At 53.1% G+C, this 17,501-nt stretch carries 14 protein-coding genes; 5 read left to right on the top strand and 9 right to left on the bottom strand.

From position 1 onward, the window contains the following. Window positions 1-49: 49 nt before the first annotated feature. The 3 genes from JOD55_RS09385 to JOD55_RS09305 all read left to right on the top strand — a co-directional run bounded on the left by JOD55_RS09385 (window position 50) and on the right by JOD55_RS09305 (window position 3,210). Window positions 50-859, top strand: coding sequence for a hypothetical protein (locus JOD55_RS09385; protein ID WP_204398309.1), 810 nt, complete (start codon window positions 50-52; stop codon window positions 857-859). Window positions 860-969: 110 nt separating this feature from the next. Next, the gene (locus tag JOD55_RS02405) at window positions 970-1,710 is read left to right on the top strand and encodes a response regulator transcription factor (RefSeq protein ID WP_204398307.1); all 741 of its coding nucleotides are present in this window, start codon (window positions 970-972) and stop codon (window positions 1,708-1,710) included. A gap of 27 nt (window positions 1,711-1,737) precedes the next feature. Then, window positions 1,738-3,210, top strand: coding sequence for an ATP-binding protein (locus JOD55_RS09305; RefSeq protein ID WP_204398306.1), 1,473 nt, complete (start codon window positions 1,738-1,740; stop codon window positions 3,208-3,210). 92 nt (window positions 3,211-3,302) lie between these two features. On the opposite strand, the gene JOD55_RS02395 is transcribed toward JOD55_RS09305, so the two are convergent. The 5 genes from JOD55_RS02395 to JOD55_RS02375 form a co-directional block, all read right to left on the bottom strand. Next, complete coding sequence (locus tag JOD55_RS02395; RefSeq protein WP_204398305.1) at window positions 3,303-4,022, bottom strand: lysophospholipid acyltransferase family protein; 720 nt, start codon at window positions 4,020-4,022, stop codon at window positions 3,303-3,305. Beyond that, entirely contained in the window at window positions 4,019-4,834 is an 816-nt protein-coding gene (locus JOD55_RS02390) for an SDR family NAD(P)-dependent oxidoreductase (protein WP_204398304.1), read from the bottom strand. The genes JOD55_RS02395 and JOD55_RS02390 overlap by 4 nt, the downstream gene beginning before the upstream one ends. Window positions 4,835-5,081: 247 nt before the next feature. Then, window positions 5,082-6,707, bottom strand: a complete 1,626-nt coding sequence (gene groL, locus JOD55_RS02385; protein WP_204398303.1) for a chaperonin GroEL — start codon at window positions 6,705-6,707, stop codon at window positions 5,082-5,084. 349 nt (window positions 6,708-7,056) lie between these two features. Continuing rightward, window positions 7,057-7,710: a LytR C-terminal domain-containing protein gene (locus tag JOD55_RS02380; protein WP_204398302.1), complete on the bottom strand. Its 654-nt coding sequence runs from the start codon at window positions 7,708-7,710 to the stop codon at window positions 7,057-7,059. Between the two features lie 4 nt (window positions 7,711-7,714). Continuing rightward, a complete protein-coding gene (locus tag JOD55_RS02375; protein WP_204398301.1) occupies window positions 7,715-8,194 on the bottom strand; it encodes a DUF3263 domain-containing protein in 480 nt (159 codons plus the stop codon). A gap of 62 nt (window positions 8,195-8,256) precedes the next feature. Between JOD55_RS02375 and JOD55_RS02370 the strand changes: the two genes are divergently transcribed. Then, entirely contained in the window at window positions 8,257-8,931 is a 675-nt protein-coding gene (locus JOD55_RS02370; protein ID WP_204398300.1) for a uracil-DNA glycosylase, read from the top strand. A gap of 85 nt (window positions 8,932-9,016) precedes the next feature. Here the strand turns inward: JOD55_RS02370 and JOD55_RS02365 are convergent, their stop codons facing one another. Then, complete coding sequence (locus JOD55_RS02365) at window positions 9,017-10,438, bottom strand: amino acid carrier protein (RefSeq protein ID WP_204398298.1); 1,422 nt, start codon at window positions 10,436-10,438, stop codon at window positions 9,017-9,019. 280 nt (window positions 10,439-10,718) lie between these two features. Then, complete coding sequence (locus JOD55_RS02360; RefSeq protein ID WP_204398296.1) at window positions 10,719-13,205, bottom strand: YhgE/Pip domain-containing protein; 2,487 nt, start codon at window positions 13,203-13,205, stop codon at window positions 10,719-10,721. 940 nt (window positions 13,206-14,145) lie between these two features. Between JOD55_RS02360 and JOD55_RS02355 the strand changes: the two genes are divergently transcribed. Beyond that, entirely contained in the window at window positions 14,146-15,666 is a 1,521-nt protein-coding gene (locus JOD55_RS02355) for a dicarboxylate/amino acid:cation symporter (RefSeq protein ID WP_204398294.1), read from the top strand. 36 nt (window positions 15,667-15,702) lie between these two features. Here the strand turns inward: JOD55_RS02355 and JOD55_RS02350 are convergent, their stop codons facing one another. Both JOD55_RS02350 and JOD55_RS02345 read right to left on the bottom strand, forming a co-directional pair. Then, complete coding sequence (locus tag JOD55_RS02350; RefSeq protein WP_204398292.1) at window positions 15,703-16,644, bottom strand: alpha/beta hydrolase fold domain-containing protein; 942 nt, start codon at window positions 16,642-16,644, stop codon at window positions 15,703-15,705. Window positions 16,645-16,690: 46 nt separating this feature from the next. Further along, window positions 16,691-17,440, bottom strand: a complete 750-nt coding sequence (locus JOD55_RS02345; protein ID WP_204398290.1) for an ABC transporter permease — start codon at window positions 17,438-17,440, stop codon at window positions 16,691-16,693. Window positions 17,441-17,501: the final 61 nt, after the last annotated feature.

The raw sequence follows: 17,501 nt of genomic DNA, 5'->3' as shown, positions 1-17,501 counted from the left end.
CGATGAGATCGGCACTCCCACAAATCTATTTACCACTACAATAGAAGCTATGAATCCAATTTATTTTCTTATTGATGGTGAAAACATTGATGCCACACTTGGCGTAAATATTCTCAAGCATTTTCCACGAGCCGATGAGCGCCCTCGTTGGGATCGCGTGTTGCGATTCCATCCTTGGTCTGCTCAGCGTTGTCCCGCACTTTCTCAGTGCCCAGCGTTCACTGATCCAGACGAAGAAAACTCCACGTCAGAGCCTGTTGCTGAGTCCAATTCAGGAGAAAATACTTGCTCAAGCAGCTCACAACAGGTAAACCGGCCTGTTCCCCACCCTGGAACTTTTAGTGCCACAAGCACGAGCAGTGAAAATGCACAGTTTGGCCACACCAATGCATCAGCTGCTCGCGTTAACGATGCTTCCCAAAATGAAGAGCAAACTCCACGACCAAACGGTCTATTCTTCCTCAACGCTTCACAGCGCACAGCGATGACCTTCGTGCAAGCGCTACTTGCTATCGGCTGGAATCCAGTACTGCTCACCTCCGAAAACCCCGAGCTCAAAATCGTCGATATGGGAATCCAGCGCACACTCGAGGCGATTGCGAAAGATCGCCCAGGCGCCGACGTCGTCCTTGCTTCACACGACGTGGACTACCTGCCACAGATTGAAAAGCTTCTCGACCTTGGGCATCGTGTAGCAATCATCTGTTTCCGAGAGTACCTGGCAACTTCGCTGGCAGAACTCGAAGATCGCGGCCTAGAAATCGTTGATCTTGAATATGATGTTCAGGCATTCAATGTTCCACTTTCACGAGTATCGCCAATCGAAATCGACGAATTCGATCCTTACCAGTTCATCTAACCCGGCGGTTGGGTGTGCCGGCCAAACGACGCCGGCACACCCAACCCAGCCCAAGCTCTTTTCCGTGAAACTCCCAGCAAGCTCTCAGGAATAGAAAGGATACTGGTAACATGACCGGAAATAAAGAACCTGAAGCACGTATCCTCGTTGTCGACGACGAGCGCAATATTCGCGAGCTCCTTTCGGTCTCCTTACGTTTTGCTGGATTCGCAGTTGAAGTAGCACAAAACGGACACGAGGCCTTAACAGTTGAATCCTCATTTGGAGCAGATCTCGTCGTTCTCGACATCATGCTGCCAGATATGGACGGTTTCGAAGTCTTGCGTCGGCTAAGAGAGCGCGAACCAGAACTACCCGTCCTCTTCCTCACTGCAAAAGACGACGTACAAGACAAAATCCAAGGCTTAACAGTAGGTGGAGACGACTACATCACCAAGCCGTTCTCCCTCGAGGAAGTCGTGGCACGTATCCGCGCCGTTCTTCGCCGCACCCACCCAACGGATATGGGCGAGTCAATTATTCGTTACCTTGACCTCGAACTCAACGAAGATTCCTATGAGGTGAAGCGAGCAGGGCGCGAAATCGAACTATCGCCAACAGAGTTCAAACTCCTGCGCTACCTTATGATCAACAAGGAACGCGTCGTGTCCAAAATTCAAATTCTCGACCACGTGTGGGAATACGATTGGCAAGGCGAAGTCTCCATCGTTGAATCCTACATCTCATATTTGCGACGCAAGATCGACTCAGCAGAATCACTAGGTATCACCGATCCCGATGAAGCAGAAAAACTCGTTCCACTCATTCACACGAAGCGTGGAATCGGATATGTGCTTCGTAGCGGGAAATAACCCAACCCTAAGAAACAGTGGTATCAAGTGCGCGGTGAGCTAAAACTCAGATTCTACAAGACGCTGTCTTGGCGACTCGTCATCATCACAGTGGCGCTCATTAGCGCCGTTTTAGCAGCAGTTCTGTTTCTTGTGGCGATGACTTTGCGCACCTACCTCATTGACGAAGTCGATAAATCCCTGACGTCGTCGGGAAAACTGATTGCAAGCCAAACCGTTGAACAGCTCGTCAATGGTTCACAAACGCAGGTTCTGCCATCAAATTTTTATTTCTACGTGCACCTCAATGGCACGAATCCGGTAGAAGTGATCCACTCCCAGGTTCGTGAAGATTCTGGAGTCCCAGAACACCCTGAACAGCTCGCCAAAACGGCGAGTAGCCAGCCACAAACAGTACATGGAACGCGCCACGACATCGAATGGCGCACCATCACTGTAGAACTACGATCACAACTCACGGCGCAATCAGCGGGCACTGTTGTGATTGCCCATCCGCTCACCTCGGTCCACATGGCGGTCGACAATCTCATTCACATGATGACGCTGATGTCGCTCGCGATCATCTTACTTGGTGCGCTGCTGTCTTACCTGCTCGTCCAACGCTCACTGCGCCACTTACGCACCATTGAACAGGCTACTCACGCCGTTGCTGCTGGCGATCTCTCTACCCGTATACCACCAGCAGCTGAAGGCACTGAAATCGGCCTTTTGGGCGATTCCATCAATGACATGCTGGGTAAAATCGAACGCGCTTTCAAAATACAACAAAAATCTGAACAAAATATGCGGCGCTTCGTCTCCGATGCTTCACATGAGCTGCGCACCCCGCTAGCCACAGTCCGCGGCTACGCTGAACTCTACCGACTCGGCGGCGTGCCAGAAAACGAAGTAAGCCGCGCATTTGAACGAGTCGAATCTGAAGCAAGTCGCATGGGTGACCTCGTCGAAGACCTCCTACAGCTCGCGCGGCTTGATGAGGGCCGACCGCTGAACCTCACAAAAATCGAGCTCGCAAGCATCGCTGAAAATGCAATTAGCGACTTCCATGCACGCGCACCGGAACGTGCTGCTAAAGTCGTGGCACTCAACGGAGCCGATGTTGAACCCGTGGTTGTGCTTGCCGATCAAAACCGCATCACCCAAGTGATTGCGAATCTGCTCAACAATGCGCTCACTCACACCCCTGAGGGAACGCCGGTTGAAGTGGCTGTGGGAATCTCCGAAGAAACCTCACACGCTATCATCGAAGTTCGCGATCATGGCAATGGCATCGACGAGGAAAATCGTGAACGCATCTTCGAGCGGTTCTTCCGAATCGACGATTCGCGCTGCCGCGATTCGGGTGGTTCCGGGCTTGGCCTCGCCATCGTTTCTGCGATCACTCAAGCTCACGGCGGCACTGCGAGCGTACACGAAACACCTGGTGGCGGGCTTACCGTGCGGATCACTCTTCCACATGTGGACGACGACGCGACGGCCAGAGCGCGCCTGAGCAGCTGATTAGTTACATCCGAGCTATCTTCCCAACACGAGCTGACGAGCCACGTAAGAATTCACTACCCAAGCATGAGCTGACTAGCCAAATACTGCGCTCAAACCTCGTCGGAAAATTCTGGATAAGCAGTGTGTTGCTCGAGCATAGCCGCAATATAGCTGCGTACTCGCGCGATAAAATCTTGTGCACTCTCCTGCGGCTTTGCTTTCATTGGTTCACCAATATACAAAGCCACATCAGGATGCCCAAGATGCGGCAGCACATTGCCAACCGGCATTGCCTCGTGGCCGCCTTCAAGCGCCAAGGGAACGATAGGCACATCCGTCTTGATCGACAGCGCAGCTGCTCCAGGCTTGAACTCCCCCAGTTGGCCATCACGAGCGCGCGTACCCTCGGGGAATATTAAAATCGGGATGCCGTCTCGCAGCAATCTGCCCGTCATTCCAGCTGCTGCGCCAGTGTGCGGACCACTGACTTTGCCTTTGCGTTCAATCGGATACGTATTAAAGAACAGCGACGTGAGTTTAGAGATCATCCGTCGTCGATAGAAATAATCGGCTGCAGCACCCGTAGCCAAATTCTCGGTCATATGTTTTGGCAAGAGCGAAAAAACCATCGGCGCATCGAGGTGCGATGAATGATTGCCCACCACGATATAGGCGCCAGACAGATTCTCGACATGATCGAAGCCCTCCACACGAGGCTTCACGAATGCTTTCACCACCGGGCGAGTCACAGCTTTGCGCACAAAATTGCGCATTTTCCGCTTTCCGTCGTCATGATAATCGTCCAGCGGATGCAGGTTAGATTCAGTCATCGCCGACCCTTATTCAGCTTCTTCACCGCTTTACGAACAGCTGCTTGTGGAGCGTGCTTCGCAAGAAAAGAAATTACTTTGAAGCGTTTCGACGGCGTTGCAGTCGTTTTTCCTGCAACCGCAGCTTGGAGCGCTTCTTCCACGACGGCGTCTGCCTCCATCCACACCCAGTTCGGCAAGGACTTGTTGGACACGCCCGTACGCTGGTGAAACTCGGTGTGCACCCATCCCGGCATAAACGTCACTACTCGCACGCCACTGCCTTGCAATTCCACTGCGAGAGAGTCGGACCACGTCTTAACCAAGGCTTTTATTGCCGAATACGCTCCCATCGGCACTAGCGCAGATACCGACACCGTGGTGAGAATGAGTCCGCTGCCGCGCTCTTTCATCGTGGCGGCTGCGGCACCACCGATTTCCATCGGAGCCAGTCCCATTACTTGGGCGCCACGCAAAATATCGGAATAATCCGTGCTTGCCAGCTTGGAATACAAACCTGAGCCAGCATTATTAATGAGGATATTGACTGGATCAACCTCGCTCATAAGGCGCTCTTTCACGCGGGCCACACCCTCGGCTTGTGCTAAATCCGCAACAATCGTCTGGGTTTTCACGCCAAAAGATTGGGCAAGTTCTTGAGCAGTGTTTTCAAGACGAGCCGCATCTCGCGCCACCAAGACGATATCAACACCCTTGCTTGCAAGTGCTTTGGCGAAAGCCAATCCCATTCCAGAAGTACCTCCGGTAATGAGCGCCCGCCCCGTCAAGAGCTGTTCGTCTGCACCGCTTTTATGTGAAAGATTCGTATGCACATATCTAACTTAGAACATTTCTGCGCATAACACGAAGATTTAGCCCTGTGAAATTTCTAAATGGCATAGCTTACGCAGCCCGGCAACAAACTTTAGCCGTTTCAGCAGGGAAAAATTAAGGCAAAACCAGGACAAAACTAGAGCAAAACCATGGTAAAAGCAGAGTATAAGCAGGACGAATAAGAGTTAATAAGCAAGGGGCCGGCTACTCAAGCAGCCGGCCCCTCACAATGAAGAAATCGCAGAATTAGTACATTCCGCCCATGTCTTCGCCTGCATGTCCAGCAGCTGGGGCTGGTGGCTCAGGCTTGTCTGCCACGATGGCCTCGGTGGTGAGGAAGAGACCGGCAATCGAAGCAGCGTTCTGGAGAGCCGAACGGGTCACCTTAACTGGGTCGTTAACGCCAGCAGCGAGCAGATCTTCGTATTCGCCGGTTGCCGCGTTCAAACCCTGACCAACTGGCAGCGAGCGAACCTTTTCAGCCACAACTCCGCCCTCAAGACCAGCGTTGATAGCAATCTGCTTGAGAGGAGCAGAAACTGCAACATGAACGATGTTTGCGCCAGTAGCTTCGTCGCCCTCGAGGTTCAGACCAGCAAGTGCTTCATCAGCCGCCTGAATCAAAGCCACGCCACCACCTGCTACGATACCTTCTTCAACTGCAGCCTTTGCATTGCGAACGGCGTCCTCAATGCGGTGCTTGCGCTCTTTAAGCTCAACTTCAGTTGCTGCACCAGACTTGATCACTGCAACACCGCCAGCGAGCTTTGCCAAACGCTCTTGCAGCTTCTCACGGTCGTAATCCGATGTGGACTTCTCGATCTGCGACTTGATCGTTGCCACGCGAGCAGCGATATCCTCAGCAGCGCCTGCACCCTCAACGATAGTGGTCGAATCCTTGGTGAGCACGATCTTGCGAGCCTGACCAAGCAAGTCGATGTCCGCCGTCTCAAGCTTGAGACCAACAGTCTCGGAGATAACCTGTCCACCAGTGAGGATAGCCATATCCTGCAAGGTTTCCTTGCGACGATCGCCGAAGCCAGGAGCCTTAACAGCAGCGGACTTGAAAGTACCGCGAATCTTGTTCACAACGAGCGTTGCAAGTGCTTCACCCTCGATGTCCTCAGCAATAATCACGAGTGGCTTGCCAGTCTGCATAACCTTCTCGAGGATTGGCAGCATGTCCTTGACGTTCGAAATCTTGGACTCAACCAAGAGAACGTAAGCGTCTTCAAGCACAGCTTCCTGACGCTCTGGATCGGTCACGAAGTATGGCGAGAGGTAGCCCTTGTCAAACGACATACCCTCAGTGAGTTCGAGTTCGGTGCCGAAAGTATTGGACTCTTCAACGGTCACAACACCTTCCTTGCCAACCTTGTCCAGAGCCTCAGCGATAAGTTCACCGATCTCACGATCGCCTGCCGAAATAGCAGCGGTAGCAGCAATTTCGTCCTTGGTCTCGATTTCCTTAGCATTCTTGAGCAGCTGCTTAACAACTGCGTCTACTGCAATATCGATACCCTTGCGAAGTGCGATTGGGTTCGCACCTGCTACAACATTGCGCAAGCCTTCCTTAACAAGTGCCTGAGCGAGAACGGTAGCTGTGGTGGTGCCGTCGCCTGCGACGTCGTCCGTCTTCTTGGCAACTTCTTTAACGAGCTCAGCACCGATCTTCTCGAATGGCTCTTCAAGATCGATTTCTTTTGCGATGGAAACGCCGTCGTTGGTGATAGTTGGGGCGCCCCACTTCTTCTCCAGCACAACGTTGCGGCCTTTAGGTCCAAGCGTGACCTTTACAGTATTTGCGAGGATATCGAGTCCACGCTCCATGCCACGACGGGCTTCTTCGTCGAATGCAATAATCTTTGCCATTGGTAGTTAATTCCTCCCAATAATGGGTTTTTGTTCAGCCAATGCCCGCGACGGACGATTCGCGCACCAACGTTCATTTCCCGTTGGCTTGCGCACCTCATCGGCTGTGAAACTGTCACTCTCAATATTCGAGTGCTAATACGATTCTGGCACTCTCACTCACCGAGTGCAAGATGGATACCCCAAGAAGTGGACATGTTCACCACAGGCAAATTCCCATGCAGTTCCCATTAGTTTTCATGCGGCACAACACCAGAGCGCAGCGCAACGGACCTTGGCAACGCACCTTCGCAGCGCAACACCAAATGCCATCGCCAGGCGCACGAATAAACAAACCTGACAAATAAATCTATCGCAAGATGACGACGATCTGATTCGGAGCTTTAACAGCCTCCGGAGCTTTGAAAACCTGCGAAATTCCAAGCTTCGACGCCACGTCTTTAGCAGTCACCTCAAGCACATCATCTGCAAAATACACTGTGGCTGCGCGCGGAGCTGACTTGGTGTAGTTGTCCGCACCAACTGAAGAATATCCGCCGTTCGTGAGAATTTTTGCCTGCTCAGCCGCGTATCCCTTCACGCCCTTACCGTTGAGCACTTGGATCTTCGCAGTTAAATTAGGCTGTGGCGTTGCCGGAGCAGCCGGAGCCACTGGAGCAGCCTGCTGAGCTGGTGCATTAGCCGAACTTCCATCAGTATTTGCACCCGAATCTTGAGATTTTGTGGCGTCTTTCTGCGCGTCTGTTCCAGAGTCAGACTTAGTCGAATCGGATTTTGCTGCGCTGCTATCCGCAGACGTAGTCTCAGACGACGTCTCCGAGCTGCTCGAACGCGTCGAGGCATACAACTGACCGGCACCAATGCCGATCAAAGGCGCAAACACCAGCACCGCAACTAGCGCAATCCACCAACCGCGATTATTTCGCGGCACACGATGCGCACCATGCGTCTGACGCTCTTGAGCTAAACGGTCAAATTCATCTTCTGGATAATTTTCAGCCACGAGGTCAGTCTACCCCCTCAGTCAAGAAATCATCAGCATCGATTTGCGTTTCGCGTATATCGCGCCTTAACTCACTCGCGCCCAGCTTCGATTCCTCCTCGCTGTTCTGGCGCTGCGCAAGCATTCCACGTTCCTCCAGACGACGATCCCTCAAGCTGCGCAAACGATCCACAAGCACCGGATCCAGTTCCCAAAACTTTCTATTATCGAGCAACTGCGACAACAGCAGGTAATACCGCATCGGACTAATACCCAAAACGGTATTAATCGCATCCTCGCGGGTTCGAGCGATGGTCCACCAGCCTTTTTCGATCCGCAAGACGTCTCGATAAAGTTGCAGGCGCGCGTCGTCACGAGCAGCGTCGTCGGAGACGGCGTCACCACGGACGACGTCGTCAGCAACCGTAGCGTCATCCGAAACTGCCACAACGTCGTCGTCTAGAACAGCGGCGGCGTCTACATTCTTCTCCGGTATCTCTCGCATGTGTACAGCCTAACGCCTTAACCCTCTATATGCCTGAGTCGATGTGGCGTTAGTCTTGTACTATGAGCACACTTCCTCTCAACGAGTTAATGGCGCCAGACTGGGCACAGGCGATGGCTCCTGTAGAGCGCGAAATACGCGCTATGGGCGATTTTTTGCGCGCCGAAATCCAAGCTGGACGCGGCTATCTACCTCATGGAAACAGCGTATTTCGGGCTTTCACCTATCCATTGCAGAATGTGAAAGTTCTCATTGTGGGTCAAGATCCTTATCCGACGCCTGGGCATCCCATGGGACTGTCTTTTTCCGTTCACCCCAACGTGCGTCCGCTCCCGCGCTCACTTTCCAATATCTATCGGGAGCTTCACGACGACGTCGGCGTCACCCCTGCGCAACACGGCGACCTCAGCGCTTGGTGCGAGAACGGCGTCATGCTTTTGAACAGGGCACTTACTGTAGAACCTGGCAAACCGGCGTCGCACCGTGCGAAAGGCTGGGAAGCAATCACCGACCACGCCATCAAGCAGCTCGTTGCACGCAATAAACCGCTTGTAGCGATCCTATGGGGACGGCAAGCGCAAGAACTCAAACCACTGTTGGGAAATACTCCAACTATTGAGTCGGCACACCCATCACCACTATCAGCTTCGCGTGGGTTCTTTGGATCCCGACCATTTTCAAGAGCAAACGAACTGCTCATCGCCCAAGGTGCCGAACCAGTCAACTGGGCAGTTTAGGATTTATCTGTATCGAGAGACTGCGTAGAGAAACAGAGAAACTGTGTGTTGAGTCGGCTCACACCGACTCAACACACACAAATTCTCAGTCTTTCCACACGTGTTCAGCAGGCATTGGAGGCAAGTCCTCACAGTTTGCTGCAACAAAATGCGGCTCAACGACTCCCGCTTTGCGCTGCTTCTCATAGTCACGCAATGCAGCAATTCCCCACTTTGACAGCATAATCAGTGCCACCAAATTAGTGATCGTCATGATCGCCATTGCAATATCTACCGTGGCCCACACGATATTTAGGCTCATGAGAGCGCCTACGACGATTGACGACACCGAGGCTATCCGCACAATCCACATGCCCACCTTGGAATTCGTTACAAAGTACATATTCACTTCTGAGTACACGTAGGCGCCGATAATCGAAGAAAATGCCAGCACAAAAATCATGACCGCCATCGGAATGATCGTCCAATTTCCAAGCTGATGCGCAACCGCTAAAGTGGTGAGGTTTGCCGGGTTCACGCCATCGGCAGACCAGACCTCTGGACCTGCGTCCAAGATAATAAAAGCGGTGCCAGTACACACTAAAACGGTGTCTACAAAAACTCCGAGCGACTGAATCAGACCTTGTGAAACCGGATGCGCCACGGTTGCGGTGGCTGCAGCGTTTGGCGCGGTTCCCTGACCTGCCTCATTGGAGAACAGGCCTCGCTTCGTTCCGTTGATAACAGCGGCCAAAATTCCGCCGCCAAGCCCGCCAACGAGCGGTTCTGGTGCAAAAGCCGAATTGACGATCATACCGATGATGTGCGGGAACTGCTTAATATTGATCAGCACAATCGCGAAAACCATCACGATATAGACCAATGCCATCACCGGCGCCATGATTTCACTCACCCGAGCAACCGAGCGAATACCACCAAAAATGATCGGTGCTCCCAGGACAAAGAGGATCAAGGCAGTGACCGGAGCGCTCGTACTAGCAGTGGCCGAGAGCGTCGATGCAATTGCGTTAGACTGCACCGAAGTAATCACAACACCGCAGGTAATCACTGTGATTATCGCGAATACCGCACCCATGATTTTCGAGTTCATGCCATAACGCATGTAGTACGCTGGACCGCCACGGAATGTTCCGTCTCCGGCGTCGATCTTAAAAATCTGCGCGAGCACAGCTTCAAAGAACGCGGTGGCCATACCGACCAGCGCGACGATCCACATCCAGAAGACGGCGCCCGGGCCGCCCATCAGCAGAGCCGCCGCCACGCCAAAGACGTTCCCAATTCCCACGCGGGCAGCTAAGGAGATCGTGAAAGCTTGGAAGGATGAAATTCCATCTTTCGAACCGCCGCGAGAACCGAGTACCACCTTCACCATATGCCAGAAAAGACGGATTTGAACTGCGCGAGTACGCCAAGTGAGAAACAAGCCCGTTCCAATGAGAATCCACATCGTTCCATAAACGGTGATGGCATTGGCTACTTGTTCGATCTGCTTGGCGAGTTCGTCCACAATTCCTCCCTTTGAGTTATAACTTGTGACACAACATTTTGTGAATGTCTTATGACATTGCTTGAAGCCTACCTTGCTCTGGCGCACTATTCCCAAATCAGTTCTTATTTTGGGACGAATCCAATGATTCTCATATTTAGGTGCTATATCAACGGATGCGCCTACAGATACGCCAGCGAAGACACAAATGAAAACGCCAAAGAAAAAATAGCTGCATAAGGGGGCGGTAGAGTCATGTGAAATGCTCTACCGCCCCCTGGCTGTGCACTAAGCACGCATATTATGCAGTTGCTGGAGAAGCAAGTGCCTTTCCTTTCCAGGAGAGAGCAAATGATCCACCCAAGCCAATCAGCAAGAATACGGCTGCGCCGAGTGCCAATCCACCAATAGAGCCGCCGGAGAGAACAGCGCGGATCAGGTCAGATCCATTCTCTAATGGGGAAATCTTCCCGAGTGCTCGCAGCCACGGCGACGTGCCCTCGGTGATTCCAATAACCAGCGTGAGGGCAAGCAGGCCAAATGCAATTGCCCGACCAATATTTCCAAGCCACCCTACCAGCGCATGCATAATGAACAAGAAGCTCGCTCCAAGCATGGCCCCAAGGAGAATCAGCCACACGACAGTTGCGCCACCGGCCTCGGCAGCAAATGCTCCGATACCACCTAGCACTGCTCCCATCAGCACTGATACTGCTCCAAACCTGCTAAGGCCGGCCGCCCAAGAACCGCCCGATGTAGTTCCAGCGCCAGTTTCGGCACCCGCACTCGCAGCAGCCCCAGCACCAGCAACAGATCGCCCGGCAAACGCCAAGAATGCAATACCCCAGATGAGGCCTGCAATCAAAATGCCAATCATGGCAAAGGTTCCTGGTTGCACGACGTCCATCTTCACAACCGGAACAGCAGCTGCTTTAGAGAGCACTGCCCGATCACTCTTCGTGAATTTAGGCAAATCTCCTTGACCTTTAACAAGCTCCGATGTGAAAGTCTTTGACCCCTCATTTAGCTGAACAGTGCCGTCGTTGATCTGCTTCAATCCATCGTTCAGTTCACCTGCACCGGAACGAGCCTCGTCGATTCCAGCGCTCAATTCGCCAGCACCCGCGTTCAGCTGCCGCGCTCCAGTTGCTAGCTCACTAGCACCTGCTGTAACCTCCTGCGCACCAGAATTGAGCTGCGATACTCCCGATAGCAACTGGCCAGCACCGCCCGCTAGTTGCGATGTGCCCGCAGCCAGCTCAACAGCTCCGGAACTCACCTGTGCAGTACCACCAGCCAATTCACTAGCTCCGGCAGCTAAGGACTGAGCACCCGCATCCACTTGCTGCACGCCCGCGTCGAGCTGACCAGCGCCCGCAGCAAGCTCATTCGCATACCCCTGCACTTGCACGACGCCTTGTTCAAGCTGCGTAGCTCCGGTATTCAATGCGTCATTATTTGCAACGAGCTGCTGCAAGCCAGCCTGCAATTGCGTCATCCCAGAACTCATTTTTTGAATATCAGGCGCCGTGGCTCCCGCCACCGCCTGCACGCCGCCCACAAATGACCCAGTAGCGATTTGCATCACTGCCTGCTCACAACCTGCTGGGTTTCCGAGCTGTGTACACACCGCAGCTACTTGTTGATCGATTCCAGAAGCCTGGAACCCTGCCACAAAATCGCTCATCGGTGCAGTAGCAGGATCAGTTTTGGGATCTGCCAATACAGTCATGGTGCTAGACAGCTGTGATAATCCCGCTGCAAGCTGATCTGCACCCGGCTGTGCTTGAGAAACACCTGCGGTATATTGCGCGATGCCATCCTTGAGCGTCGTCGCACCCGCATAGAGATCAGGAATACCGGATGCGAGCTGCGCAGCGCCAACAGCAAGACCAGCCGATCCCGCCTTGAGCTCAGTCGTTCCAGCTGCCAATTCACCAGCACCGCCTGCAACTTGCTGCGCCCCGGCGTCGAGACTCGAGGCACCTGCAGCGAGATCATTTGCACCGCTATTGACCTGCGATGCTCCTGCACCAAGTTCGTTCGCACCCGCAGATAATTCGCCGGTACCAGCAGAAAGCTGCCCAGCGCCGTCGGAAAGCTGCTTCGCACCAAACGACAACTCGTTCGTACCAGAGTAAAGCTCGTGACCGCCGTCGGAAAGCTGCCGCATGCCATCAACTAACTCACCAGCGCCACTGCTGGCCTCATACGCGCCCGCAGCAAGCTCGGCACTCCCCAACTCGATTTGGCGCGCGCCGTCCACAATCTGCACAAAAGAATCGCCAACTTGGTTGAATCCGTCCATCACACCATCCACATAACCCGTGGTCAGCGCTTCATTTACCGAATCAGTTGCAACACTATTGACTATTTGCGCGATCAGGCCGTCGGCCAACGTCGTGTTTTCGCTGACGTCGATCATAAGCTTTGCATTGTGCACCTGATTCGCTTTGTTGCTGGTAAACGAGCTGGCATTGGCAGTGAAATCTTTAGGAATCGTGACCGACGCAGCATAAGTGCCGTCTTTAAGGCCGCGTTCAGCTGTATCGGCGTCCACAACTTCCCATGCAATATTGGGATCGTCGATCATACCCTTGGCAACCTCATCGCCAAGTTTCATGGATTCGCCAGCTACCATTGCTGACTTATCATTATTTACTATTGCGCCTTTCGGGGCAGACTTCGACGTAGCGAGACCAAGAAATACTCCGAACACCATCAGTGGGAGCAAAACCATCGCTATGACGGTCCGCCAAGAAGTCTTATTGATGTTACTCTCCGACATCAAGTTACCTCTCATAGATATAGATATAGATACGCCTTTGCATCTTTTTCGAATATTTTGAGATATCTTCCTCTTCATCGAGGAAGCATGTGCATGCGTACGTGCGTACATTCATGCGTGCGTGCAAATGAACAATTCCCGCCAAGTACTGCGAAAATAGCTCTTGGTTAAGTAGCGTAGCATTAATTTCTTGCGAATATGAGCGTTTTCTGAAACTCGTTTATATAGATATATTTTCTGAGTTTTTATTTACGACGGCGCTCGCGTGCGTATGACGACGGCGCTCGCGTGCGCGTGTTTCAACGGCGGCTGCGTTGGAAGTAGCGCAAAACATCTATAAGCATCACAAATATCCAGCTCACAACTAATGTTTACGCCTTTTACCAGCTAAAACATACATGAGGAGACGACGATCACCTCCGTGCTCTTGAACTACGACGCGCCGTTGTTTATGCTTCTTAAATCGGATATACACCGACTCTAGGAGATTCCATGCAACGCATCACTGCTCTCAACGTACCTGCTCACCGCCTTATGCGCGGCTGCAGCTGTGTATCGTCCTGCAGTGAACCCTGTTGTTGTATGGCATAACATTGAGCGCTTGCAAGCGCGCAAAGTCTTGCCCACCTTGCACAGCAGCGATTACATTTCGCTGCGATAGCGAGCTATAGCCCTGTTAGAACCACAAGTTGCGTTCATGTTTACGGCACGCGAATAACACCAAATATCAGCAATTCACTGTCGACGACGCCGCATCAGTTGCGTACAAGCTCCTTACTGGTTGTCCCACTAACTTTTCAGCTCGATATTTCTCACGCGACCTCGCACATCAGGCACGACGCCGCTACCCACCGTGCGTCGGACGCAAAGCTCCATTTCGCGGACACAACAGCGCGACGTCGTTGCCACAAATCGCCCATCCCCCAGAAAGGATCATCGTATGCAAACTACGCAAACTAAAAAACGGAAAATTCTTCCCTCATTCGGAACGCAAATCCTGCTCAGCCTCATTATCGGCGGCCTACTCGGCTGGGTAGCACTTCGAATGGGCTCGCCCGCACCCGACCAGCCCAATTGGCTCACTTTTACGCTGAGCACAATCGGATCCTCATTCATTACCCTGCTTAAAGCCGTCGTGCCAGTGTTGGTATTCACCGCTATCGTGGCGTCGATTGCCAATCTGCGCGGCGTCGCCAACGGAACGCGACTAGCTGTAAAAACGCTACTTTGGTTCGCGATAACTGCATTCATTTCCGTGTCGATTGGCATTATCATCGGTCTCGTCACGAATCCCGGCATGAACGCAACAATCTCTGCTGCTAATTCGAATAGCTCGAAGCCAGCTCATACTGGAAATTGGCTCGACTTCCTCATCGGCCTTGTGCCGTCGAATTTCCTTGGTATCCAAGCCTCAAGTACTGCTGACTCCGCAACCAACGCAATTAGCACTACAATCAACTTCAACGTTTTGCAGATCATCGTGATTGCGCTCGTCGTTGGTGCTGCGGCGCTTCGGCAAGGGCACAAAGCAGAAGCTTTCCTCACCTTTAACGCTTCACTACTATCAGTGGTTCAGCGTATTTTATGGTGGATTATCCGGCTCGCACCGATTGGCACAATTGGTCTAGTTGGGCGGGCAGTGGCAACCTACGGCTGGACGTCAATTGCCCAGCTCAGCGTGTTTGCAGCGGCTATTTACCTCGGCTTAGCGATCGTGCTTTTTGGCGTGTATCCGATCATTTTACGGGCAAACGGCCTGGGAATTCGCCAGTTCTTCCGCGGCGCATGGCCAGCAATCCAACTCGCATTCGTATCCCGTTCCTCAATCGGCACGCTACCGGTCACCCAAGCCGTGACCGAGAAAAACCTCGGCGTCCCATCAAGTTACGCCTCCTTTGCCGTGCCGTTGGCTTCAACGACCAAGATGGACGGCTGCGCATCAATCTACCCAGCTATTTCAGCAATTTTCGTATCGCAATTTTTCAATCTGCCACTCGGGCCAGTTGATTACCTGCTCATCATCTTCGTATCGGTGGTCGGTTCAGCAGCAACGGCTGGTCTCACCGGCGCAACTGTGATGCTCACCCTTATGCTCTCCACCTTAGGGCTGCCACTTGAAGGCGTTGGACTTTTGCTTGCAATCGACCCAATTCTTGACATGGGACGCACGGCAGTAAATGTTGCAGGGCAAATCGTGGTGGCTGCGGTTGTAGCAAAGCGCGAAGGCATTATCGATATGGCGAAATACGAGTCCGCAAGCTCTTCCGATTTATTTGACGACGATGCTGACGCTGCTACCAACGGCGCAAACGCTGGCTCTGGCAACGGCACTGGCACTGGCTCCGATACCGACGACGCCGACGACGCCACTAGCACTGGCGAACCAGCAGACGAAACACCAGTGCAAACGGCAGCTGCGAACGCAACTGAGCCGAGCGGCGTCGGCACTTTGAAGAACTAACCAGCACTAAGAAGCTCCCCACCTGGGGAAACGCTATTAAGCGCGCAAAAAATTCGCCGCTTGCGCGATGCTGTGCGCGGCTTCAGGCAAAAGCCTCCCATACTGCAAAAACGCATGCAGTACTCCGGGTACCTCGTGGTACTCAACCCGGCTTTTACCCACCTGAAGCCGCGCATACAAAGCACGCGAATCGTCACGCAAGGGATCAAACTCCGCACCGAGTATAAAAGTAGGAGGAATTCCGAAGCTCAGGTCTACATCGAGGAGATCGTGGTACGGAGCTGGTTCACCAGGCACACGGTACGCGGCTTCATAAGCTGCGCAATCGGCGTCGTCCATGCCATCCCAATAGCCGCCCAACGTGCGGCGAGATTGCGAATCGCGCAATCCATACCCGCCGTAAAACAATAACAAGCCCTGGAGCGGCCGCAATGCGAGTTCACCGATCCTGCCATCGGCGTCTCTCATCCACAGTGCCGCGCCGAGACTCAACGTAGCACCCGCCGAATCGCCCGCACACCACACCTGATCAAAGTGCGCCTGCGCCCAGCCGACACACGCGAGAAATTCGATCAAAGCCTGCGGATACTTCGCCTCTGGAGACAGCGTGTAATCAACAGCGAGAACCGCCGTCTCACTCGCCACCGCCAGCTCACGGCACAGCCGATCATGAGTATTGAGGTCCCCAACGATCCACCCACCGCCGTGAGCGTAGACGATCACGCGCTGGGCGACGATCACCTCCGGCTCATAGAGTCGCACGTTCACCGAGCCATACGGCGTGCCTACGCAAAATTCGCGGCAGACGACGTCGGGGCCACCGAAGTTCCAATACTCGCGTTTTTTCGCATAGCCGTAGCGGATTTCGGCCAAGGTCTCGCGCGGGAGATTGAGACTAGTGCGAATCTCCTCCTGTTTTTCCCATACGATCTGCTGGCTTACACTCCAAAAATCGGGTACGTGAATCTTTTTCGTCATAACTTTGCCTTGCGGGTTTCACTGGTACTTCGCTGGTGTTTCGCTGCTATTTCGTCGATTCTGCATCTGCCACAATCACGGTTGCGCGCGAAAGAATTCGCGTAGAAACCACACCCACGATTGTCTGCGCAAGCATAATTCCCACAAGTACGACCACTTGGAAACGCGCGGCCTGGATAGGAGAAGCACCGCCTACCAGCGCACCTACGAAAGCTCCCGGCAGAGTAACAAGCCCAGTATTCTTAGTCTGATCGAGATTAGGAATGAGCATTTCATGAATCGAGGTGCGCGACACCTCGGCAAAAGCCTGTTTTGGTCGCGCACCCAGCGCAAACCATCCCTCAATTTCGCCCCGTTGAGCGCGAGATGTGCGCAGGAAATTGCGGCCTGCAAGGGTTGCCGCACTCATTGAGTTCCCGATAATGATGCCGCCAACTGCAATGAGATTCGATACGGTAGGTTCCATCATTTGACAAGAAAAAATAATTGCCACACAAACAACTGCCGCAATAACTATAGAAACGCTGGCAGCGCGGGTGCCGAAAGGGAGACCTTGCAAACGTTTGGACGCGGTGAACACCGCAATCGCCACCATCACCGCTAAGAAAATGGCCGCCGTGGCAGGTTTTTGGAAAATGCCGTGCAATACAGCAGCAATCGCCGCAAGCTGCACAATTGCTCGTACCACAGCCCAAACCGGCGCAAAACCAGCTCGCACACCAGCACTTAGCTGTAAAAATACAATCAATCCGAGCATCAGTATTAAACCGAGTCCGGTAGCAACAAAAACGTTCATATCCCTTATTCGAGTTAGTTTGGGTGAGTCAAGCGCTAGCTTGAATGAGATCCGCACGAAA

Origin of the sequence: Arcanobacterium pluranimalium, from assembly GCF_016907845.1 — a bacterium.
Classification (GTDB): Bacteria; Actinomycetota; Actinomycetes; order Actinomycetales; family Actinomycetaceae; genus Arcanobacterium_A; species Arcanobacterium_A pluranimalium.
The sequence above is the reverse complement of the archived record's forward strand: the minus strand, read 5'-3'. Positions and strand labels throughout refer to the sequence as shown.

Bases quoted from the DNA above. Each gene is read 5' to 3' on its own strand.
- JOD55_RS02395 (WP_204398305.1), bottom strand. From the start codon at position 4,022: ATGACTGAATCTAACCTGCATCCGCTGGACGATTATCATGACGACGGA.
- JOD55_RS02370 (WP_204398300.1), top strand. From the start codon at position 8,257: ATGAGCACACTTCCTCTCAACGAGTTAATGGCGCCAGACTGGGCACAG.
- JOD55_RS02345 (WP_204398290.1), bottom strand. From the start codon at position 17,440: ATGAACGTTTTTGTTGCTACCGGACTCGGTTTAATACTGATGCTCGGA.
- JOD55_RS02405 (WP_204398307.1), top strand. From the start codon at position 970: ATGACCGGAAATAAAGAACCTGAAGCACGTATCCTCGTTGTCGACGAC.
- JOD55_RS02375 (WP_204398301.1), bottom strand. From the start codon at position 8,194: ATGCGAGAGATACCGGAGAAGAATGTAGACGCCGCCGCTGTTCTAGAC.
- JOD55_RS02360 (WP_204398296.1), bottom strand. From the start codon at position 13,205: ATGTCGGAGAGTAACATCAATAAGACTTCTTGGCGGACCGTCATAGCG.
- groL (WP_204398303.1), bottom strand. From the start codon at position 6,707: ATGGCAAAGATTATTGCATTCGACGAAGAAGCCCGTCGTGGCATGGAG.
- JOD55_RS02350 (WP_204398292.1), bottom strand. From the start codon at position 16,644: ATGACGAAAAAGATTCACGTACCCGATTTTTGGAGTGTAAGCCAGCAG.
- JOD55_RS02355 (WP_204398294.1), top strand. From the start codon at position 14,146: ATGCAAACTACGCAAACTAAAAAACGGAAAATTCTTCCCTCATTCGGA.
- JOD55_RS09385 (WP_204398309.1), top strand. From the start codon at position 50: ATGAATCCAATTTATTTTCTTATTGATGGTGAAAACATTGATGCCACA.